Raw genomic sequence first — 21,540 nt, forward strand, 5'->3', positions numbered from 1 at the left:
GTGAACGCGGACAGGAGCGGCCATGCCCACACCCCACCAGTCGTCGACGGAGCAGCTACAAAGGACCGAACCCCACCATCGCGGCGCGCACGTTCCGCCCTCCGCGCCCGCTTCGCGCCCTGTCGCATCCGAGTTCCAGCCCCCAGGTGATTCCATGATCGGTCGCATTCCCGTCCTCGACGTCCGTCCGCTCGTCGACTGCGGCAGAAGGCCCGCCAAGGCCGTCGTCGGTGAGACCTTCCAGGTCACCGCGACCGTCTTCCGGGAGGGCCACGACGCGGTGGCGGCCAACGTCGTCCTGCGGAGCCCGAGCGGGCGCCCCGGGCCCTGGACGCCGATGCGCGAGCTCGCCCCGGGCACCGACCGCTGGGGCGCCGAGGTGACTCCGGACGCGGAGGGCCGCTGGACGTACAAGGTCGAGGCCTGGAGCGACCCGGTGGCCACCTGGCTCCACGCGGCGAGGATCAAGATCCCGGCGGGGATCGACACCGCGCTCGTCCTGGCGGAGGGCGCCGAGCTGTACGAGCGGGCAGCCGAGGGCGTGCCGAAGCGCGACGGGCGCGAGGCGGTGCTCGCCGCGGTCGACGCCCTGCGCGACGAGTCCCGGCCGGCCGCCGCCCGGCTGGCCGCGGCGCTCACCCCCGCGGCGGGCGACGCGCTGGCCCGTCACCCCCTGCGCGAGCTGGTCACGGCGTCGCGCCCGCACCCGCTCGTCGTCGAGCGCCGGCGCGCCCTCTTCGGCTCCTGGTACGAGCTGTTCCCCCGTTCGGAGGGGGCCAGGGTCGAGCCCGCCCAGGCGCCCCGCAAGGGCCGTACGGCCAAGGCCGGCGCCGCCGCGAAGCCGCCCCGGATCATCAGCGGCACGTTCCGCACGGCGGCCGAACGGCTGCCCGCGGTCGCCGCCATGGGGTTCGACGTGGTCTACCTCCCGCCCATCCACCCCATCGGCACCACCCATCGCAAGGGCCCCAACAACTCCCTCTCCCCCGCCGCGCACGACGTGGGTGTGCCGTGGGCGATCGGTTCCGCCGAGGGCGGTCATGACGCGGTCCACCCGGATCTCGGCACCCTGGACGACTTCGACCACTTCGTCGAGACGGCCCGCACCCTGCGCATGGAGATCGCGCTGGACTTCGCGCTCCAGTGCTCGCCCGACCATCCATGGGTGGAGGAGCATCCGGAGTGGTTCCATCACCGGGCGGACGGCACCATCGCCTATGCGGAGAATCCCCCGAAGAAATACCAGGACATCTATCCGATCGCCTTCGACAAGGATCTGCGGGGGATCGTCACGGAGACCGTGCGCATCCTGCGTTTCTGGATGGATCACGGCGTACGCATCTTCCGGGTCGACAATCCGCACACCAAGCCGGTGATCTTCTGGGAGAAGGTGATCGCCGACATCAACCGCACCGACCCCGACGTGATCTTCCTGGCCGAGGCATTCACCCGCCCCGCGATGATGCACACGCTCGCCACCGTCGGATTCCAGCAGTCGTACACCTACTTCACCTGGCGCAACACCCGGCAGGAAATCACGGAGTACGTGACCGAGCTGTCCGGCGAATCGGCCTCCGTCATGAGGCCCAATTTCTTCGTGAACACCCCCGACATCCTCCCCGGTCATCTCCAGGAAGGCGGCAGGCCGGCCTTCGAGGCACGGGCGGTGCTCGCGGCGACCCTCTCCCCCTCCTGGGGGGTGTACGCGGGGTACGAGCTGTGCGAGAACACCCCGGTCCGCGACGGCAGTGAGGAGTACCTCGACTCGGAGAAGTACGAGATCCGGCCCAGGGACTGGGAAGCCGCCGAGCGCGAGGGCCGGTCGCTGGCTCCGCTCATCACCACACTCAACCGGATCAGGCGCCGGCACCCGGCGCTGCAGCAGCTGCGGGACGTGCACTTCCACTCGTCCGACAACGACGCCCTGCTCGTGTACAGCAAGCGCTCCGGTTCGAACACCGTTCTGACGGTCGTCAACCTCGACCCGCACCACACCCAGGAGGCGACCGTCTCGTTGGACATGCCGCAACTCGGCCTCGACCGGCACGAGAGCGTGCCGGTGCGCGACGAGCTCACCGGCCATTCCTATCACTGGGGCAGGACCTTCTATGTGCGTCTGGAACCGGGCGTCACGCCCGCGCACATCGCGGTCCTGCGACCGTCCCCGCCGACCGGAGGGTCACCCACACCATGATCGTCAATGAGCCCGTCCACGACACGTTCGAGGACACCCCGGCCAAGGACCGCGATCCCGACTGGTTCAAACGTGCCGTCTTCTACGAGGTCCTCGTCCGGTCCTTCCAGGACTCCAACGGCGACGGCATCGGAGACCTGAAGGGGATCACCGCCAAGCTGGACTATCTGCAGTGGCTGGGCGTAGACTGCCTCTGGCTGCCGCCGTTCTTCAAGTCGCCGCTGCGCGACGGCGGTTACGACGTATCGGACTACACCGCCGTGCTGCCGGAGTTCGGCGATCTCGCCGACTTCGTCGAGTTCGTCGACGCCGCGCACCAGCGCGGCATGCGCGTGATCATCGACTTCGTCATGAATCACACCAGCGACCAGCACGACTGGTTCCAGCAGTCCCGTACCGACCCCGACGGTCCGTACGGCGACTACTACGTCTGGGCCGACGACGACAAGCAGTTCCAGGACGCCCGGATCATCTTCGTCGACACGGAGACGTCCAACTGGACCTTCGACCCGGTGCGCAAGCAGTACTACTGGCACCGGTTCTTCTCCCACCAGCCCGACCTCAACTACGAGAACCCGGCGGTGCAGGAGGAGATCATCTCCGCGCTGCGCTTCTGGCTGGACCTCGGCATCGACGGCTTCCGCGTCGACGCGGTGCCCTACCTCTACACGCGTGAGGGCACCAACTGCGAGAACCTCCCGGAGACCCACGGCTTCCTCAAGCGGGTCCGCAAGGAGATCGACGCCAACTACCCGGACACCGTGCTGCTCGCCGAGGCCAACCAGTGGCCCGAGGACGTCGTCGACTACTTCGGCGACTACCAGGCCGGGGGCGACGAGTGCCACATGGCGTTCCACTTCCCGGTGATGCCGCGGATCTTCATGGCCGTACGGCGCGAGAGCCGCTACCCGGTCTCGGAAATCCTGGCCAAGACGCCGGCGATCCCCTCGGGCTGCCAGTGGGGCATCTTCCTGCGCAACCACGACGAGCTGACGCTCGAGATGGTCACGGACGAAGAGCGCGACTACATGTACGCGGAGTACGCCAAGGATCCGCGGATGCGGGCCAACATCGGCATCCGCCGCCGGCTGGCGCCGCTGCTGGACAACGACCGCAACCAGATCGAGCTGTTCACCGCCCTGCTGCTGTCCCTGCCCGGCTCCCCGATCCTCTACTACGGGGACGAGATCGGGATGGGCGACAACATCTGGCTGGGCGACCGGGACGCCGTACGCACCCCGATGCAGTGGACGCCCGACCGCAACGCCGGCTTCTCCTCCAGCGATCCGGGGCGGCTCTACCTTCCCACGATCATGGACCCGGTCTACGGCTACCAGGTCACCAACGTCGAGGCTTCGATGGCCTCGCCCTCGTCGCTGCTGCACTGGACGCGGCGGATGATCGAGATCCGCAAGCAGAACCCGGCGTTCGGCCTCGGCACGTACAACGAACTGCCCTCATCCAACCCCGCCGTGCTCGCCTTCACCCGTGAGCACGGGGACGACCTCGTGCTGTGCGTCCACAACTTCTCGCGGTTCGCGCAGCCGACGGAGCTCGACCTGAGGTCCTTCAACGGGCGTCATCCGGTGGAGCTGATCGGCGGGGTGCGCTTCCCAGCCGTCGGTCAGTGGCCCTACCTGCTGACTCTCGCGGGACACGGCTTCTACTGGTTCCGGCTGCGGAAGGACGCACCGCCGAGCTGACCGCCGGTGCCCCGTGCGGGGCGGTTTCCGCCGCCCCGCACGGGGCACCCTTCCCCCCATATCGAGCAGTTCCTGAACCTTCCTGGACGCTCCTGGCGTTTCGATCACCCCGAGTCGAGTCCGTACGGACCATCCTGACCCGACACGTCCCGCACAGCCGGACAGCCAAAGCCGCAATCCGGGACACTCTTCGCATCCTGTGGTGTGCCCGGGGAAAGGACGCGATGCCATGTCGGAGGTTGCATCCGCTCAGGTCACCCTGACGAACAGCACAGCCCTGCTCCCGTCTCTCGGACCGCTGCTGCATGAATGGCTGCCCCGGCAGCGGTGGTTCGCAGGCAAGGGGCGGGCCATCACTGCCTTCTCGCTCGTATCGGCCACCGAAATACTGCCGGTGGACTCCGGCGCCGCCGATACCGGCCCCGGCCTCCTGCACCTCCTGGTGAGGGCCCATCAGCCCACGATGTCGGAGCAGCCGCCGCCGGACTGCTACCAACTGCTGCTCGGCGTACGGACCACCCTGCCCCCGCGACTGGCTCCCGCCCTCATCGGCCACGTGGCGGAAGGGCCGCTCGCCGGCCGCACCGTCTACGACGGGCTGCACGACCCGCGCCTGGCCTCGCTGCTGCTGGAGCGGCTGCGCACCCCCGGCGGTCTCGGCGCCCTGCGCTTCGGCCGGGGAGCCGACCCGGTCCCCGCCGGGCTGACCCCCCGGGTGCTGGACACCGAACAGTCCAACTCCTCGCTCGTGTACGGCGACTCCTACATCCTGAAGATCTTCCGCCGGGTCTTCCCGGGCACCAACCCCGATCTGGAGCTGCCGCTCGCGCTCTCCCGCGAGGGGTGCGGACGCGTTCCCGCGCCGGTCGCGTGGTTCGAGGCCGCCACAGCGGAACGCCTCACGCTCGGTGTGCTCCAGCCGTTCCTGCGGGGCGCCCAGGACGGCTGGCAGCTCGCGCTGCGCGCGCTGGCGACCGGCAACGACTTCACGCGGGAGGCCCACGCCCTGGGCCGGGCCACCGCCGAGGTGCACACCGCGCTCGCCGCCGCACTGCCCACACCGTCCCTGCGCCGCTCCCAGACCGACGAGCTGGCCGCCGCCATGGTGCGGCGGCTGGAGGCTGCCGCCCACGCGGTGCCCGCACTCGTCCCGTACGTCCCCGGGCTGCGGGCCGCCTTCGACGCCGTGACGGCCCTGGGCCACCGGGGCCACGCCTGGGCCGCCCAGCGGGTGCACGGCGATCTGCACCTCGGCCAGACGCTGCGCGGCACCGACGGTTTCTGGTCACTGATCGACTTCGAGGGCGAACCGGCGCGCCCGCTCCCGGAGCGCCGCAGCCCGCAGCCACCGGTCCGCGACATCGCCGGCATGCTCCGCTCCTTCGACTACGCGGCCCGCTCGCACCGGCCCTGGAACGCCGCGTGGGCGGCGCGCTGCCGGACCGCCTACTGCGACGGCTACGCCGAGGCCGCGGGCGTCGACCCACGCGACGAGCCGGAGCTGCTGCGCGCCCACGAGACCGACAAGGCGGTCTACGAGGTGCTGTACGAGGCCCGGCACCGGCCCGACTGGCTGCCGGTCCCGATGGCCGCGATCCACCGCCTGGCGGCCGACGCCGACTGACGCGGCACGGTCCGCCGGCCCCGCTTCCGTCCCGCCCACCCCACCCACACCCTCCGAGGAGGCTGTCCCTGTGACCGCCCGCAAGCCGTCCCGCAACGCGCCCGATCCCGCTCCGTTCACCCCCGACACCCCTGCCTCCGCGGCCCCCGCGTCCACGGCCCCTCTCGCCGCGGCCCCTGCCTCCGCGGCCCCCTCCGAGCACGCGGACGCCGCCGTCGGCCCGGCCACCGGAACCCTCGCGCCGGCGGAGGCGAGCGCACCGCCCGTCACGGCCGCGGCTGCCCCGGCCAAGCGGGCCGGAAAGGCGGCAGCCCCGCCGCGCCCCCGCCGCGCCGGCGGGCAGGGGGTCCGACCGGCCGCCCCGCTCGACGACGGGGACCGGGGACGCCTCCTGGCGGGTGAGCACCACGCCCCGCACGCGCTGCTCGGCGCGCACCAGATCCGCGGCGGGGTCACCTTCCGGGTGCTGCGCCCGTTCGCCCGCTCGGTCACCGTGCTCGCCAAGGGGCTGCGGGCCCAGCTGATCGACGACGGCGACGGTTTCTTCTCCGGGCTCCTGCCGATGCCCGCGGTCCCCGAGTACCGGCTCCTGGTGGCCTACGACGACAACGAGATCGAGATCCACGATCCGTACCGCTTCCTGCCCGCGCTCGGCGATCTCGATCTGCACCTGATCGGCGAGGGACGGCACGAGGAGCTGTGGACGGCGCTCGGTGCCCGGACGATGGAGCACCAGGGCGTCACGGGCACCCGGTTCACGGTGTGGGCGCCCAACGCGCGTGGAGTGCGGGTCAGCGGGGACTTCAACTACTGGGACGGCACCGGGTTCCCGATGCGTTCGCTCGGCTCCAGCGGGGTGTGGGAGCTGTTCCTGCCGGCGATCGGCGAGGGCGCGCTGTACAAGTTCGACATCTGCCGCCCGGACGGCTCGCACACGCTGCGCGCCGACCCGATGGCCCGCCACGCCGAGGTCCCGCCGTCGAACGCCTCGGTCGTGACGGCCGCGCACCACGTCTGGCAGGACCAGGAGTGGATGGCCCACCGCGGGGACGTACCCGTGCACGAGGCGCCGCTCTCGGTCTACGAGGTGCACCTGCCGTCCTGGCGCCCCGGCCTCACCTACCGCCAGCTTGCCGAGCAACTCCCCGCGTACGTACGCGATCTGGGGTTCACGCACGTGGAGCTGATGCCGGTCTCCGAGCATCCCTTCGGCGGCTCCTGGGGCTACCAGGTCACCGGCTTCTACGCCCCGACGTCCCGGATGGGCTCGCCCGACGACTTCCGTTTCCTCGTCGACGCGCTGCACGGGGCGGGGATCGGCGTCATCGTGGACTGGGTGCCCGCGCACTTCCCGCGCGACGAGTGGGCGCTCGCGGAGTTCGACGGCCGCCCGCTGTACGAGCACTCGGACCCGCAGCGGGCCGCGCACCCGGACTGGGGCACGCTCGAATTCGACTACGGCCGCACGGAGGTGCGCAACTTCCTCGTCTCCAACGCCACTTACTGGTGCGAGGAGTTCCACATCGACGGGCTGCGGGTCGACGCGGTCGCCTCGATGCTCTACCTCGACTACTCGCGCGAGGACGGGGAGTGGTCCGCGAACGAACACGGCGGCCGGGAGAACCTGGACGCCGTCGCCTTCCTCCAGGAGATGAACGCGACGGTCTACCGGCGCAACCCCGGGGTCGTGACGATCGCGGAGGAGTCCACCGCCTGGGACGGCGTCACCCGCGCCACCCACCACGTGGGCCCCGGCGGTTTCGGCGGGCTCGGCTTCGGGCTCAAGTGGAACATGGGCTGGATGCACGACTCGCTGGAGTACGTGTCGAAGGAGCCGGTGCACCGCAAGTACCACCACAACGAGATGACCTTCTCGATGGTGTACGCGTACAGCGAGAACTACGTCCTGCCGATCTCGCACGACGAGGTCGTGCACGGCAAGCGGTCACTGGTCAGCAAGATGCCCGGCGACTGGTGGCAGCAACGCGCCAACCACCGCGCCTACCTCGGCTTCATGTGGGCCCACCCCGGCAAGCAACTGCTCTTCATGGGGCAGGAGTTCGCGCAGGGCGCGGAGTGGTCGGAGGGGCACGGCCCGGACTGGTGGCTCCTCGACCCGTCGTACGCGGCGGAGAGCGACCACCGCGGCGTACGGACGCTGGTCAGCGATCTGAACAAGGTCTACGGGGCGACGCCCGCGCTCTGGCAGCGCGACACCGTCCCCGAGGGCTTCAGCTGGATCGACGGCGGCGCCGCGGAGGACAACGCCTTCGCGTTCGTACGGTACGACGCCGACGGGTCCCCGCTGATCGCCGTCTCCCACTTCTCCCCGGTGGTACGGCACGACTACCGCATCGGGGTGCCGGACGGGGCGGAGGCCTGGGTGGAGGTCCTGAACACGGACGAGCTGCGGTACGGGGGCAGCGACGTGCGCAACGAGGAGCCGCTGAAGCCCGAGGCGGTGGGGGCGCACGGCAGGGACACCAGCATCACGCTGACGCTCCCGCCGCTGGCGACGGTGTGGCTGCGGCCGGCCTGACCGCACGCCGACCGCTCCGGGGTCCGCACCACGAGGACGTGGCGCGGACCCCGGCCGTCGGCCGTACGTCAGACCGGCGCCGGAAGCACACCCTCCAGCTCCTGGAGCAGTCGCCGCTTGGGGCGGGCGCCCACCATCGACTTCACCGGTTCGCCGTCCTGGAAGACCATCAGGGTGGGCATCGACAGCACGGCGTAGCGGCTGGTGATCTCCGGGTTGTGGTCCACGTCGATCTGCACCACCTTGAGCCGGCCGGTCTCCTCCGCGGCGATCGCGCTGAGCACGGGGGCCAGCTGACGGCAGGGGCCGCACCAGTCGGCGGTGAATTCGACCAGGACCGGCAGGCCGGCTGCCAGCACCTCCGCGTCGAACGTCGTGTCGGTGACCTCGGCGACACCTTCTGCGTGAATCATCTCTCGTCCTCCCGTTCCGGACCGATCGGTCGCAGTTCACAGCGTGGTTCGGGGCCGCCCGGCAGCTCGGCGGACGCCTCCAGTTCGGCGCGGGCCAGCTGGGCCCCCACCTCCGTGCGGACCGACCGCAGCTGGGCGATGAGCGCGTCCAGCTCACCGAGCTTGCGCCGGTAGACGGCCAGCGAGGCCGGACAGGAGTCACCCGCCGGATGGCCCGCGCGCAGGCAGTCGACGAAGGGGCGGGTCTCCTCCAGGTCGAACCCGAAGTCCTGAAGGGTCCGGATCTGCTGGATCAGCCGCAGATCGGCCTCGTCGTAGGCGCGGTAGCCGTTCTCCGCGCGGCGTGCGTGCAGCAGGCCCCGCGACTCGTAGTACCGCAGCGTCCGTGTCGTCGTCCCGGCCCGTTCGGCCAGTTCCCCGATTCGCATGGCCCGACCGTAAGCCTTGACGTCGGCGTCAAGGCAAGGCCCGCCCGGCCGTCTTCGGAAAGTGGAACGGCCGGAGGCATTGACGGCCGCCCCGAGTGCAACTAAATAACCCGTGAGAGCGCTCTCAACGACGACCTTCCCGGCACCGTCCCCACCGGAGGTTCCCTTGCGTACGAGCCGCACCACCCCCCACAGACGCACCACCGTCCTCGCCGCCGTCACGGCCTTGGCCCTCACCCTCGCCGGGGCGATCACCGTCGCCGGTTCCGGGCCCGCCCGCGGCGACGTACCGGCCACGCCCGGCTGGAACCTCCAGTGGAGCGACGACTTCAACGGCGCGAACCGCAGCCTGCCCTCCTCCGCGAACTGGCAGATCGACACCGGGCACGGCTATGCCGGCGGCCCGGGCAACTGGGGCACCGGCGAGATCCAGAACTACACGGCCAGCCCCGACAACCTCAGCCTCGACGGCAGCGGCAACCTGCGCATCACCCCGCTCCGCGACGGCGCGGGCAACTGGACCTCGGGCCGCATCGAGACCAAGCGGGCGGACTTCAAGGCCCCGGCCGGCGGCACCCTGCGCATCGAGGGCCGCGTACAGATGCCGAACGTCACCGGCAACGCGGCCCTCGGCTACTGGCCGGCCTTCTGGGCGCTCGGCTCCCCCTACCGGGGCAACTACTGGAACTGGCCGGGCATCGGCGAATTCGACATCATGGAGAACGTCAACGGGATCAACTCCGTCTGGGGCGTCCTGCACTGCGGGGTGAACCCGGGCGGCCCCTGCAACGAGACCACCGGCCTCGGCAACAGCCGCACCTGCCCGGGGGCGAGCTGCCAGTCCGCGTTCCACACCTACCGCTTCGAGTGGGACCGCGCCGTCACCCCCAACGCCCTGCGCTGGTACGTCGACGGCCAGCTGTTCCACAGCGTCACCCAGAACCAGCTGGACGCCGCGACGTGGGCGAACATGACCGACCACGCCGGGTACTTCCTGCTGCTGAACCTCGCGATCGGCGGCGCCTTCCCGAACGCCCTCGGCGGCTCCACCCCGACCGCCGAGACCGTCCCGGGCCGGCCCATGCTGGTCGACTACGTGGGCGTGTGGACCAAGGGCGGCGGAGGCACCACCGAGCCGCCGACCGACCCGCCCACGGACCCGCCCTCCGGCTCCTCGACCCTGGCCCTGCGCAGCGCCGGCGGCCTCGGGGCCACCCAGTCCGCCGCCTCCTCGGTGACGGTCGCCTCGGCCGGAGGCGGTAACTACGACGGCGCCCCGCACAGTCCGCAGACCTTCACCGCCACCGGCATCACCCGGGCCTACGACGGCGGCTCCACCCAGTTCGACGTGTTCGCCGACTCGGGCACGACCATCGCCAACGGCCAGCAGGTGCGGGTGAGTTACGACCGGACGGGCGACGGCACCTGGGACCGCGCGGAGACGTACCAGTACTTCGCCACCGATCCGGTCAACGGGTACGAGCACTACACACAGAGCAAGGGACTCAAGTCGTCCACCGGGAGCCACGGCAACCTGGTCAACGGCACGGTGAGGGTCGAGGTCTGGAACGCGATCGGCAACGGCACGAGCACGGTGGGCGTCGGCAACCAGTCCGTCGTACACATTCCGTACGGCTGAGGACCGCCGTGCCCGTCCCGCACGGCTGAGGACCGGCCGGACGGACGGGAGCGGCCGGTACGGGAGTCCCGTACCGGCCGCGTCAGCGACGCGTCACACCTTCGCGAGCGCGGGCTTCTCCTCGCCGCCGTCCCTGGCCTCGGGGACGTGCGGCTCGGTGGGCCCCTCGTCCGTGATCATCGCCTCGTCGAACGGGAGCGCTCCGGAGAGGACCTGGTCCACCCGCTCCTTGTCGATCTCCTTGGTCCAGGTGCCGACGAGCACCGTGGCCACCGCGTTGCCCGCGAAGTTCGTCAGGGCGCGGGCCTCGCTCATGAAGCGGTCGATGCCGACGATCAGACCGACGCCGTCCACCAGCTCGGGGCGGTGCGACTGGAGGCCGCCCGCGAGGGTGGCGAGGCCCGCGCCGGTGACGCCCGCCGCGCCCTTCGAGGCGATCACCATGAAGACCAGCAGCGAGATCTGCTCGCTGACGCTCAGCGGGTCGCCCGTCGCGTTGGCGATGAACAGCGAGGACATCGTGAGGTAGATCGCGGTGCCGTCGAGGTTGAAGGAGTAGCCGGTCGGCACGGTGATGCCGACGACGGGCTTGCTGACGCCCATGTGCTCCATCTTCGCGATGAGCCGCGGCAGCGCCGACTCGGAGGAGGAGGTGGAGAGGATGAGCAGGAACTCGCGGCCCAGGTACTTCAGCAGGGAGAAGATGTTGAGCCCGGCCACCAGGCGCAGGATCGTGCCCAGGATCAGGAACACGAAGACCGCGCAGGTGATGTAGAAGCCGATCATGATGACCGCGAGCGACTTCAGCGCGTCCACGCCGGTCTCACCGACCACGGCCGCCATCGCGCCGAACGCGCCGACCGGGGCCAGCCACATGATCATGGCGAGGATGCGGAAGACGAGGCGCTGGAGGTGGCCGATGCCACGCAGGACCGGCTCGCCCGCCGAGCCCATGGCCTGGAGCGCGAAGCCCGCGAGCAGGGCGATGAGCAGGGTCTGGAGGACCTCGCCGGCGGTGAAGGCCGACACCATGGTGTCGGGGATGATGCCGAGCAGGAAGTCCGCGGTGGACTCGCTGGCGCCCGAGACCTGCTTCTCGCCCGCGGCGCGGGTCGCCTCGGTGATGTGGAGGCTGGAGCCGGGCTCCAGGATGTTGCCGACGACCAGGCCGATGGCCAGGGCGACGGTCGACATCACCAGGAAGTAGCCGAGGGCCAGACCGCCGACGGCGCCGACCTTGGCGGCCTTGCGGACCGAGCCGACGCCCAGCACGATCGTGCAGAAGATGATCGGCGAGATCATCATCTTGATCAGGTTGACGAAGCCGGTTCCGATCGGCTTGAGCTCGACGGCGGTGTCCGGGGCGACGAGGCCCACCAGGATGCCGAGCCCCACCGCCACGATCACAGCGAGATACAGATATTTCGTACGGTCCCGCTTGGCGGTGGCCACTCCCACGAGGGTCTCCTCGGCTCGTTCCTGATCCCTCCCCCGTCCCTGGGGGCCCCGGTGACTATTCCGGCCCCTGTGACGCCGGTCACCGTTGCGTGCATTTCGTTCACAAGAGGGCCGCCCGCCGGCGGTCGGCCCCTCTTGGTTTTCGGCCAGGCAGACTGGGGGGATGCGCTTCCCCCGTACCCGCCCGCGCAGCCTGGCGGGCCAGCTCTTCGCCATGCAGGTGGTGCTGGTCGCGGCCGTGGTCGCGGGGTGCGCCTTCTTCGCGTACGTCTCCGGCAGCGGTCAGGCCAAGGAGACCGCGACCCGGCAGGTGCGGACGGCCGCGCTGGCGATCGCCGGTTCACCGTCGGTACGGGAGGCGATCCGCACCCCGGACCCTTCGGCCGTGCTCCAGCCGTACGCGGAACAGGTCCGCAGGGACACCGGCATCGCCTTCGTCACCATCATGGATCCGCACCGGGTCCGCTGGACGCACCCGCACGCCGAGCGGATCGGCGAGAGCTTCCTCGGCCACACCGCCCGCGCCCTGCGGGGCGAGACGTTCTCGGAGACGTACACCGGCACGCTCGGCCCCTCGATACGGGTCGTCACCCCGATCCGGGACGGCGGCAGGATCGTCGGCCTCGTCAGCGCGGGCATCACCGTCGAGCGGGTCTCCTCGCAGGTGCGGGCCCAGCTGGGCGCGCTGGCGCTCGCGGCGGGCGCGGCGCTGGCGCTCGGCGGCCTCGGCACGTACGTGATCAACGCCCGGCTGCGGCGGCACACCCACGGGATGAACGCCGCCGAGCTGAGCCGGCTGCACGACTACCACGAGGCCACCCTGCACGCGGTGCGCGAGGGGCTGCTGATGCTCGACGGGCAGCGCAGGATCGCCCTCATCAACGACGCGGGCCGCGAGCTGCTGGGCCTGGCGCCCGGCACCGTCGGGCGCCGGATCACCGAACTCGACCTGCCCGCTCCGCTGACCGGGGCCCTGCTCGCCTCGGAGGAGCGGGTCGACGAGGTGCATCTGACGGCGGACCGGGTGGTCGTGGTCAACACCCGTCCGGTGGTGGGCGGGGAGCGGCGCGGCACCGTCATCACCCTGCGCGACCACACGGAACTCCAAGCACTGTCCGGCGAGCTGGACTCCGAGCGCGGGTTCACCCAGGCCCTGCGCTCGCAGGCGCACGAGGCGGCGAACCGGCTGCACACCGTGGTCTCGCTGATCGAGCTGGGCCGGGAGGAGGAGGCGGTCGGCTTCGCCACGGCGGAGCTGGAGCTGGCCCAGGTCCTCACCGACCGGGTCGTGGGCGCGGTCGGCGAGCCGGTGCTGGCCGCGCTGCTGCTCGGCAAGGCGGCGCAGGCGAACGAGCGCGGGGTGGAGCTGGTGCTGGCGGACGACAGCCTGATCGACGACGGGGCCCTGCCCGCGACGCTGCCGCAGCGCGACCTGGTGACCATCCTCGGCAATCTGATCGACAACGCGGTGGACGCGGCGTCGGAGGCGGTGACGGGTGCGCCGCCGGAGGGCGGCGGCGTCCCGGTTCAGCGCACGGGACCGCGCCCGGCCCGCGCCCGGGTCACGGTCACCGCGCTCGCCGGGGACGGGGAGCTCCTGCTGCGCGTCGCCGACAACGGCGCGGGCGTCGGGCCCGCCGACGCGGCGGAGGTGTTCCGCCGCGGCTGGTCGACACACGGCGCGGGCCGCGGGCTCGGCCTGGCGCTCGTCCGGCAGGCCGCGCACCGCAACGGCGGGGACGTGGTGCTGGAGCAGGGGCCGGACGGCGGCGCGGAGTTCACGGTACGGCTGCCGCTCGCGCAGGGCAGCGGTGTGCGGAAGGAGAGAACCCGGTGATCCAGGTACTGGTGGTCGAGGACGACCCCGTCGCAGCCGACGCCCATCAGCTGTACGTGAACCGCGTCCCGGGTTTCGCCGTGGCGGCCGTCGCACACACCCGGGCCGAGGCGGTGCGGGCGCTGGACCGCGTCCCGGTCGACCTGCTGCTCCTGGACCTGTATCTGCCCGACGGGCACGGTCTGCAGCTCCTGCGTGCGCTGCGCGCGGCCGGGCACGGGGCCGACGTGATCGCGGTGACCTCGGCCCGCGATCTGACCGTGGTCCGTGAGGGGGTCTCGCTGGGTGTCGTCCAGTACGTGCTGAAGCCGTTCACCTTCGCCACGTTGCGCGACCGGCTCGTGCGCTACGCCGAGTTCCGCGGCGCGGCCGGCGAGGCGAGCGGCCAGGACGAGGTGGACCGCGCGCTGGCCACCCTGCGCACGCCGCAGCCCGCCCGCCTGCCCAAGGGGCTCAGCAGCCCGACCCTGGAGGCGGTGACCCGCGTGCTGCGGGCGGCTCCGGACGGCGTGACGGCGGCGGCGGCCGGCCTGGAGCTCGGCATCTCCCGGATCACGGCGCGCCGCTACCTGGAACACCTCGTGACCGAAGGGCGGGCGGTGCGCAGTCCGCAGTACGGTCAGATCGGGCGCCCGGAGCTGCACTACCGGTGGCTGACGGAGGGACGCCGGGCGGCTCCCTAGAAAGGGTCTAATCCTCTGGACGTTCCTATGAGACGTGGTCATAGTGTGAACACACCGTGGTCATACCGTCTCTGACCTCCTACGGTAGGGCCGTGCACCCCACCCCGCCTTTCAACGCCCCCGCCGCGCGAAGACTCCGCGAGGCCCTGGGTATGGCCCCCGGCCATGTCGCCTACGGCCTCGGCGCCCAGTACGGCCTCCGGATCAGCGCCGAGACCGTCGCGGCCTGGGAACGCGGACTCGCCTGGCCGAGCGAGTACGAACTCACCGCGCTGGCCGGGGTGTTGTGGTGCGCCCCGGGCGAGCTCCTCACCGCCGCCCGCACGCTGCGCGAGCACCGGGTCGCCCGGGAGCTGACCCCGGAGGAGCTGGCGGGAGAGCTCGGGATGTCCGCGTCCGCGTATCTGCGGATGGAGGAGTCGGGCCGGTGGCGGGGCAACGAGCGCCAGTCCGCCGCGCTCATCGAGGCGCTGGGACTCGGCGCCGCCGCGTTCGTGACGGTTTCCGGACGGGACGAGGAGCTGGCCGAGCTGCTGCGCAGCGCGGTGACGACCCGCTGGCAGGGGTACGTCAAGCCGGTGTCGAAGCTCGCGCCGGTGGAGCGGCCGCAGGTCCAGAACATGCTGGAGCGCTTGCACTCCGACTACCAGGCACTGATGGTGTCCACGCTCAGCTGGAGCAGCACGGGCACGGAACGGCCGGGTGCCACCGGGGACGCCGGCCGGGCGTTCCTCGCGGGGATCGTGGGACGGTTCTGGGAGACGGCGGAGGCATAGGGCGTACCGGGCCGGCACGGCTCTCCGCACGCGAGTGGCTCCGGCCGTCCCGCGTGGGACTGCCGGAGCCACTGAAGCCTCACCGTGCCGGTGCCGGGGCTAGAAGACCGATTCGGCCTCGTGCATCCGGTCCAGGGGCACGGTCTTCAGCTGAGTGACCGCGTGGGCCAGCGGCACCATCTGGATGTCGTTGCCGCGCAGGGCCGTCATGTTCCCGAAGTCGCCCCGGTGGGCCGCCTCCACCGCGTGCCAGCCGAAGCGGGTGGCGAGCACCCTGTCGTACGCGGTCGGCGTGCCGCCGCGCTGGACGTGGCCGAGGATGACCGGCCGGGCCTCCTTGCCGAGCCGGGTCTCCAGCTCGACGGCGAGGCGGTTGCCGATGCCCTGGAAGCGCTCGTGGCCGAACTGGTCGATCGCGCCCTTGGCGTACGGCATGGAGCCCTCGGCCGGGTGCGCGCCTTCGGCGACGCAGATGACCGCGAACTTCTTGCCGCGCGCGAAGCGCTCCTCGACCATCTTGACCAGGTCCTCGACCTGGAACTTCCGCTCGGGCAGGCAGATGCCGTGCGCGCCGCCGGCCATGCCGGACTCCAGCGCGATCCAGCCCGCGTGGCGGCCCATCACCTCGACGACCATGACGCGCTGGTGGGATTCGGCGGTGGTCTTCAGCCGGTCTATGGCCTCGGTGGCGACGCCCACCGCGGTGTCGAAGCCGAAGGTGCGGTCGGTGCCCGAGATGTCGTTGTCGATGGTCTTCGGGACGCCGACCACGGGCATTCCGGCGTCGGACAGCATCCGGGCGGCCGTGAGGGTGCCCTCGCCGCCGATCGGGATCAGCGCGTCCATGCCGTAACGCCGGCTCAGCTCGGCGCAGTTCTCGGCCGCTTCGCGCAGCCGGTCGCGCTCCAGGCGGGCGGAGCCGAGGATCGTTCCGCCGCGGGCGAGGATGCCACTGACGGCGTTGAGGTCCAGGGGGCGATAGTGGCCGTCGAGGAGGCCCTTGAACCCGTCCTCGAAGCCGATGACCTCGTCGCCGTGACCCACCACGGCACGGTGCACGACCGAGCGGATCACTGCGTTGAGGCCGGGGCAGTCGCCGCCTGCGGTGAGAACTCCGATGCGCATCGTGCTGTATCTCCTGTCCGCCGGACAGTCCCTGGGGGCCCGTCCGGCTGCCGTGCTGGCCGGGGCAACGGCATCATCCCCCGTACCGTGAGTCACGACGATTGTCCCACGTCAGGTCCGTACCTCGCGCTTCCGGCTGCTCCATGGGCGGCGGGACCGGCCGTGGCGGCGGCCCGGGCGGCTGCGACCAGGGGCTTTCGTCCGGCGGGCGGCCTCTCGGCCCCCGCAGGTATCGTCAAACAGGCGATACCCCTCGAACCGGACAGCAAGCCGGACAAGAGATGACGGGAGAGCACGTGACGCGCAGCGTGTACGTGACCGGGATCGACCGGGGAGACGGCCGCCAGGTCGTCGATCTGGGAGTCATGGAGCTACTGACGCGTCAGGTGGACCGGGTCGGGGTCTTCCGGCCCCTGGTCCACGACGACCCCGACCGGCTCTTCGAACTGCTGCGGGCCCGCTACCGGCTCTCCCAGGACCCGGGGACCGTCTACGGCCTCGACTATCACCGGGCCTCCGCGATCCAGGCGGAGCAGGGGACGGACGAGCTGGTCTCCCGGCTCGTCGAGCGCTTCCACCGGGTGGCCGCCGCGTACGAGGTGGTGCTGGTCCTCGGCACCGACTTCGCGGCCACCCAGTTCCCCGACGAGCTGGCCCTGAACGCCCGGCTCGCCAACGAGTTCGGCGCCTCGGTGATCGCGGTGGTCGGCGGTCAGGACCAGGACGCGGAGTCCGTGCGGGCCGAGACGCGCAACGCCTACCGCGCGTACGCCGGGCTCGGCTGCGACGTCCTGGCGATGATCGTGAACCGGGTGGCCTCCGCGGACCGCGAGGTGATCGCGGAGCGGCTCTCGGCCACACTGCCGGTGCCGTGCTCCGTACTGCCGGACGACCCGGCCCTCTCGGCGCCGACGGTCGCGCAGATCACCACGGCGCTGGGCGGCACGGTCCTGCTCGGCGACGACGCGGGGCTGGCGCGGGACGCACTGGACTTCGTGTTCGGCGGCGCGATGCTGCCGAACCTGCTGAAGGCGCTGACCCCGGGGTGCCTCGTGGTGACCCCCGGGGACCGGTCCGACCTGGTGGTCGGCTCGCTGGCCGCGCACAGCGCCGGTACGCCGCCCATCGCGGGCCTGCTGCTGACGCTGAACGAGCGGCCGGGTGAGGAGATACTCAAGCTGGCCGCACGGCTCGCCCCGGGCACCCCGGTCGTCGCGGTGGCCGACGGTTCCTTCCCCACCGCCGAGAAGCTCTTCGCCCTGGAGGGCAAGCTGAACGCGGCGACGCCTCGCAAGGCCGAGACCGCACTCGGGCTCTTCGAGCGACATGTCGACACGACCGCACTCCTCGACCGGATCTCGGTCGCCCGCAGCGGCCGGGTCACGCCCATGATGTTCGAGCACGAACTGCTGGAGCAGGCCCGCGCGGACCGCCGCCGGGTGGTGCTGCCGGAGGGCACGGAAGAGCGGGTGCTGCGCGCCGCCGACGTACTGATGCGACGCGACGTCTGCGACCTCACCCTGCTCGGCGACCCCGACGTCATCCGCAAGAAGGCCGCCGACCTCGGCATCGACCTGGCCGGCACCCAGCTGATCGACCCGCAGACCTCCGAGCTGCGGCAGGCGTTCGCGGAGCGGTACGCACAGCTGCGCGCCCACCGCGGGGTGACGGTCGAGCTCGCGCACGACGTCGTCTCGGACGTCAACTACTTCGGCACCCTGATGGTCCAGGAAGGGCTCGCGGACGGCATGGTCTCGGGCGCCGTGCACTCGACGGCGGCGACGATCCGTCCGGCCTTCGAGATCATCAAGACGAAGCCGGACGCCTCGATCGTCTCGTCCGTCTTCTTCATGTGCCTCGCCGACAAGGTCCTGGTGTACGGCGACTGCGCGGTCAATCCGGACCCGGACGCGGAGCAGCTCGCGGACATCGCCGTGCAGTCCGCGGTCACCGCCGCCCGCTTCGGCGTGGAGCCCCGCATCGCGATGCTCTCGTACTCGACCGGGACGTCCGGCACGGGCGCCGACGTCGACAAGGTCCGCGAGGCGACGGACAAGGTCCGGGCGGGCCGCCCGGACCTGATGATCGAGGGTCCGATCCAGTACGACGCGGCGGTCGAGCCGAGCGTCGCCGCGACGAAGCTGCCCGGTTCCGAGGTGGCGGGCCAGGCGACGGTCCTGATCTTCCCGGACCTGAACACCGGCAACAACACGTACAAGGCCGTGCAGCGCTCGGCGGGCGCCGTGGCCGTCGGCCCGGTCCTCCAGGGGCTGCGCAAGCCCGTCAACGACCTGTCCCGGGGCGCGCTGGTCCAGGACATCGTCAATACCGTGGCCATCACGGCGATCCAGGCACAGGGCGAGGAGTGACCCGCGACATGACCACCACCGAAGGTGCCGCAGCAGGCAAGGGGGCGAGCCGGGTGCTCGTCCTCAACTCCGGCTCCTCCTCCGTGAAGTACCAGCTCCTCGACATGCGCGACCGCACCCGCCTCGCGTCCGGCCTGGTCGAGCGGATCGGCGAGGAGACGTCGCGCCTCGTCCACACCCCGCTGACCGGTGGCGGCGGGAGCCGGGAGCGCGAGGGCCGGATCGCCGACCACGACGCGGCGCTGAAGGCGGCCGCCGAGGAACTGGCCGCCGACGGACTCGGACTGGACTCCCCCGAGCTGGCCGCGATCGGCCACCGGGTGGTGCACGGCGGGCTGCGGTTCACCGAGCCGACCGTGATCACGGACGAGGTGCTGAAGGAGATCGAGCGCCTGGTGCCGGTGGCGCCACTGCACAACCCGGCCAACATCACCGGTATCCGCACGGCCCAGGCGCTGCGCCCCGACCTGCCGCAGGTGGCGGTCTTCGACACGGCGTTCCACACGACGATGCCGGAGTACGCGGCGCGGTACGCGATCGACGTGGAGACGGCGGACGCCCACCGCATCCGCCGCTACGGGTTCCACGGCACGTCGCACGCGTACGTCTCCCGCAAGGCGGCCGAGCTGCTGGACAAGGCTCCCGAGGACGTCAACGTCATCGTCCTGCACCTGGGCAACGGCGCCTCCGCCTCGGCGGTGGCGGGCGGCCGGTGCGTGGAGACGTCGATGGGACTGACCCCCTTGGAGGGGCTGGTCATGGGTACGCGTTCGGGAGACATCGATCCGGCGGTCACCTTCCACCTGAAGCGGGTGGCGGGCATGTCGGCCGACGAGATCGATGAACTTCTCAACAAGAAGAGCGGTCTGGTCGGCCTCTGCGGCGACAACGACATGCGGGAGATCCGGCGCCGGGTCGACGAGGGGGACGAACGGGCGGCGCTCGCATTCGACATCTACGTCCACCGGCTGAAGAAGTACATCGGCGCCTATTCGGCGGTGCTCGGCCGGGTGGACGCCGTGGTGTTCACGGCGGGGGTCGGCGAGAACTCGGCTCCCGTACGCGAGGCTGCCATCGCCGGCCTGGAGGAACTCGGCCTGGCGGTGGACGCGGACCTCAACGCCGTACGGTCCGGCGAACCCCGGCTGATCTCGCCGGATTACGCACGGGTCGCGGTCGCCGTGGTGCCGACGGACGAGGAGCTGGAGATCGCCGGCCAGACCTTCGCCCTGGTCGACAACTGAGCACCCCCGCGCCCCTTTGTATCTTCCACCAGACGGAATATTCCGCAGCGAAACAAACCGATAGGATCCGCCTCATGCGCCGTTCCAAAATCGTCTGCACCCTCGGCCCCGCCGTCGACTCCCATGAGCAGCTCGTCGCTCTGATCGAGGCCGGCATGAGCGTGGCCCGATTCAACTTCAGTCACGGTTCCCACGCGGAGCACCAGGGTCGTTACGACCGGGTCCGCAAGGCCGCCGCCGAGACCGGGCGGGCGGTGGGCGTGCTCGCCGACCTCCAGGGCCCGAAGATCCGCCTGGCGAAGTTCGCCGAGGGGCCGGTCGAGCTGGTCCGCGGGGACGAGTTCGTCATCACCTCGGAGGACGTCCCCGGGGACAAGTCGATCTGCGGCACGACCTACAAGGGCCTGCCCGGCGACGTCGCCAAGGGCGACCCGATCCTGATCAACGACGGCAACGTCGAGCTGAAGGTCGTCTCCGTGGACGGCCCCCGCGTCCACACCATCGTCATCGAGGGCGGGGTGATCTCCGACCACAAGGGGATCAACCTGCCGGGTGCGGCGGTCAACGTCCCGGCCCTGTCCGAGAAGGACATCGACGACCTGCGCTTCGCCCTGAAGATGGGCTGCGACCTGGTCGCGCTGTCCTTCGTGCGCGACGCGGGCGACGTCAAGGACGTCCACAAGATCATGGACGAGGAGGGCCGCCGGGTCCCCGTCATCGCCAAGGTCGAGAAGCCGCAGGCCGTCGAGAACATGGAGGGCGTCGTCGCGGCGTTCGACGGTGTGATGGTCGCCCGTGGCGACCTCGCCGTCGAGTACCCGCTGGAGAAGGTCCCGATGGTGCAGAAGCGCCTGGTGGAGCTGTGCCGGCGCAACGCCAAGCCGGTGATCGTGGCGACCCAGATGATGGAGTCGATGATCACCAACTCCCGCCCGACCCGCGCCGAGGCGTCCGACGTCGCCAACGCGATCCTGGACGGCGCGGACGCGGTCATGCTGTCCGCCGAGTCCTCGGTCGGCGCGTACCCGATCGAGACGGTCAAGACGATGTCGAAGATCGTCGTCGCCGCCGAGGAGGAGCTGCTCTCCAAGGGCCTCCAGCCGCTGGTGCCGGGCAAGAAGCCGCGCACCCAGGGCGGTTCGGTCGCCCGGGCCGCTGCCGAGATCGCGGACTTCCTGAACGGTGCGGCCCTGGTCGCCTTCACCCAGTCCGGCGACACCGCCCGCCGCCTCTCCCGCTACCGCGCGGCCCAGCCCATCCTGGCCTTCACCACGGACGAGTCGACCCGCAACCAGCTGGCCCTCAGCTGGGGCGTCGAGGCCTACGTGGTCCCGCACGTGGACACCACGGACGCGATGGTGGACCTGGTCGACGCGGAGCTGCTGAAGCTGAACCGCTACAGCAACGGCGACACGATGGTCATCACGGCCGGTTCGCCTCCCGGCGTCCCCGGCACGACCAACATGGTGCGCGTGCACCACGTGGGCGGCCAGGTCCGCGACTGACCG

15 protein-coding genes are annotated in these 21,540 nt (G+C 71.1%); 11 read left to right on the forward strand and 4 right to left on the reverse strand.

What is annotated here, in order from left to right; genetic code table 11:
• Positions 1-154 precede the first annotated feature (154 nt).
• The 4 genes from ACFYPA_RS09005 to glgB all read left to right on the forward strand — a co-directional run bounded on the left by ACFYPA_RS09005 (position 155) and on the right by glgB (position 8,060).
• Positions 155-2,194 carry an alpha-1,4-glucan--maltose-1-phosphate maltosyltransferase gene (locus ACFYPA_RS09005; RefSeq protein ID WP_359314142.1) on the forward strand — a complete coding sequence of 680 codons (2,040 nt, stop codon included), beginning with the start codon at positions 155-157 and terminating at the stop codon, positions 2,192-2,194.
• Positions 2,191-3,897 carry a maltose alpha-D-glucosyltransferase gene (gene treS / locus ACFYPA_RS09010; protein WP_359077295.1) on the forward strand — a complete coding sequence of 569 codons (1,707 nt, stop codon included), beginning with the start codon at positions 2,191-2,193 and terminating at the stop codon, positions 3,895-3,897. Before ACFYPA_RS09005 ends, treS begins: the two co-directional genes overlap by 4 nt.
• 229 nt (positions 3,898-4,126) lie before the next feature.
• Complete coding sequence (locus ACFYPA_RS09015) at positions 4,127-5,521, forward strand: maltokinase (protein ID WP_389130714.1); 1,395 nt, start codon at positions 4,127-4,129, stop codon at positions 5,519-5,521.
• 70 nt (positions 5,522-5,591) lie between these two features.
• Positions 5,592-8,060: a 1,4-alpha-glucan branching enzyme gene (gene glgB / locus ACFYPA_RS09020; RefSeq protein WP_389130717.1), complete on the forward strand. Its 2,469-nt coding sequence runs from the start codon at positions 5,592-5,594 to the stop codon at positions 8,058-8,060.
• 68 nt (positions 8,061-8,128) lie between these two features.
• Here the strand turns inward: glgB and trxA are convergent, their stop codons facing one another.
• On the reverse strand, positions 8,129-8,473 hold the full coding sequence (gene trxA / locus ACFYPA_RS09025; protein WP_389130720.1) for a thioredoxin: 345 nt from the start codon (positions 8,471-8,473) through the stop codon (positions 8,129-8,131).
• Positions 8,470-8,901: a MerR family transcriptional regulator gene (locus tag ACFYPA_RS09030; protein ID WP_359314150.1), complete on the reverse strand. Its 432-nt coding sequence runs from the start codon at positions 8,899-8,901 to the stop codon at positions 8,470-8,472. Before ACFYPA_RS09030 ends, trxA begins: the two co-directional genes overlap by 4 nt.
• Positions 8,902-9,067: 166 nt before the next feature.
• Between ACFYPA_RS09030 and ACFYPA_RS09035 the strand changes: the two genes are divergently transcribed.
• Positions 9,068-10,540: a glycoside hydrolase family 16 protein gene (locus ACFYPA_RS09035; protein WP_389130724.1), complete on the forward strand. Its 1,473-nt coding sequence runs from the start codon at positions 9,068-9,070 to the stop codon at positions 10,538-10,540.
• Between the two features lie 93 nt (positions 10,541-10,633).
• Here ACFYPA_RS09035 and ACFYPA_RS09040 read toward each other — a convergent pair whose 3' ends face one another.
• Positions 10,634-11,992 (reverse strand): cation:dicarboxylate symporter family transporter, encoded by a 1,359-nt coding sequence (locus ACFYPA_RS09040; protein WP_389131064.1) that lies wholly within the window; start codon positions 11,990-11,992, stop codon positions 10,634-10,636.
• A 169-nt stretch (positions 11,993-12,161) separates the two neighbouring features.
• Here ACFYPA_RS09040 and ACFYPA_RS09045 point away from each other — a divergent pair, with 169 nt between their 5' ends.
• The 3 genes from ACFYPA_RS09045 (at position 12,162) to ACFYPA_RS09055 (ending at position 15,294) form a co-directional block, all read left to right on the forward strand.
• A complete protein-coding gene (locus ACFYPA_RS09045) occupies positions 12,162-13,835 on the forward strand; it encodes an ATP-binding protein (protein WP_359077282.1) in 1,674 nt (557 codons plus the stop codon).
• Positions 13,832-14,518, forward strand: a complete 687-nt coding sequence (locus tag ACFYPA_RS09050) for a response regulator (RefSeq protein WP_359077280.1) — start codon at positions 13,832-13,834, stop codon at positions 14,516-14,518. The genes ACFYPA_RS09045 and ACFYPA_RS09050 overlap by 4 nt, the downstream gene beginning before the upstream one ends.
• Before the next feature lie 152 nt (positions 14,519-14,670).
• The gene (locus tag ACFYPA_RS09055) at positions 14,671-15,294 is read left to right on the forward strand and encodes a helix-turn-helix transcriptional regulator (protein ID WP_359077802.1); all 624 of its coding nucleotides are present in this window, start codon (positions 14,671-14,673) and stop codon (positions 15,292-15,294) included.
• A gap of 99 nt (positions 15,295-15,393) precedes the next feature.
• On the opposite strand, the gene ACFYPA_RS09060 is transcribed toward ACFYPA_RS09055, so the two are convergent.
• Positions 15,394-16,419 (reverse strand): ATP-dependent 6-phosphofructokinase, encoded by a 1,026-nt coding sequence (locus ACFYPA_RS09060; protein WP_359077278.1) that lies wholly within the window; start codon positions 16,417-16,419, stop codon positions 15,394-15,396.
• A 296-nt stretch (positions 16,420-16,715) separates the two neighbouring features.
• Between ACFYPA_RS09060 and pta the strand changes: the two genes are divergently transcribed.
• The 3 genes from pta to pyk all read left to right on the forward strand — a co-directional run bounded on the left by pta (position 16,716) and on the right by pyk (position 21,537).
• Positions 16,716-18,788 (forward strand): phosphate acetyltransferase, encoded by a 2,073-nt coding sequence (gene pta / locus ACFYPA_RS09065; protein ID WP_359077277.1) that lies wholly within the window; start codon positions 16,716-16,718, stop codon positions 18,786-18,788.
• Positions 18,789-18,796: 8 nt separating this feature from the next.
• On the forward strand, positions 18,797-20,032 hold the full coding sequence (locus ACFYPA_RS09070; protein ID WP_359314160.1) for an acetate kinase: 1,236 nt from the start codon (positions 18,797-18,799) through the stop codon (positions 20,030-20,032).
• 74 nt (positions 20,033-20,106) lie between these two features.
• Positions 20,107-21,537: a pyruvate kinase gene (pyk, locus tag ACFYPA_RS09075; protein WP_359077273.1), complete on the forward strand. Its 1,431-nt coding sequence runs from the start codon at positions 20,107-20,109 to the stop codon at positions 21,535-21,537.
• The last annotated feature ends 3 nt before the right edge of the window (positions 21,538-21,540 follow it).

The sequence above is a fragment of the Streptomyces sp. NPDC005775 genome, assembly GCF_042871565.1.
GTDB lineage: Bacteria > Actinomycetota > Actinomycetes > Streptomycetales > Streptomycetaceae > Streptomyces.

What these genes read in the sequence shown, in the direction of transcription:
- pyk (WP_359077273.1), top strand. Translation starts at nt 20,107, where the DNA reads ATGCGCCGTTCCAAAATCGTCTGCACCCTCGGCCCCGCCGTCGACTCC.
- treS (WP_359077295.1), top strand. Translation starts at nt 2,191, where the DNA reads ATGATCGTCAATGAGCCCGTCCACGACACGTTCGAGGACACCCCGGCC.
- ACFYPA_RS09005 (WP_359314142.1), top strand. Translation starts at nt 155, where the DNA reads ATGATCGGTCGCATTCCCGTCCTCGACGTCCGTCCGCTCGTCGACTGC.
- ACFYPA_RS09015 (WP_389130714.1), top strand. Translation starts at nt 4,127, where the DNA reads ATGTCGGAGGTTGCATCCGCTCAGGTCACCCTGACGAACAGCACAGCC.
- trxA (WP_389130720.1), bottom strand. Translation starts at nt 8,473, where the DNA reads ATGATTCACGCAGAAGGTGTCGCCGAGGTCACCGACACGACGTTCGAC.
- ACFYPA_RS09055 (WP_359077802.1), top strand. Translation starts at nt 14,671, where the DNA reads ATGGCCCCCGGCCATGTCGCCTACGGCCTCGGCGCCCAGTACGGCCTC.
- ACFYPA_RS09030 (WP_359314150.1), bottom strand. Translation starts at nt 8,901, where the DNA reads ATGCGAATCGGGGAACTGGCCGAACGGGCCGGGACGACGACACGGACG.
- ACFYPA_RS09045 (WP_359077282.1), top strand. Translation starts at nt 12,162, where the DNA reads ATGCGCTTCCCCCGTACCCGCCCGCGCAGCCTGGCGGGCCAGCTCTTC.
- ACFYPA_RS09070 (WP_359314160.1), top strand. Translation starts at nt 18,797, where the DNA reads ATGACCACCACCGAAGGTGCCGCAGCAGGCAAGGGGGCGAGCCGGGTG.
- ACFYPA_RS09060 (WP_359077278.1), bottom strand. Translation starts at nt 16,419, where the DNA reads ATGCGCATCGGAGTTCTCACCGCAGGCGGCGACTGCCCCGGCCTCAAC.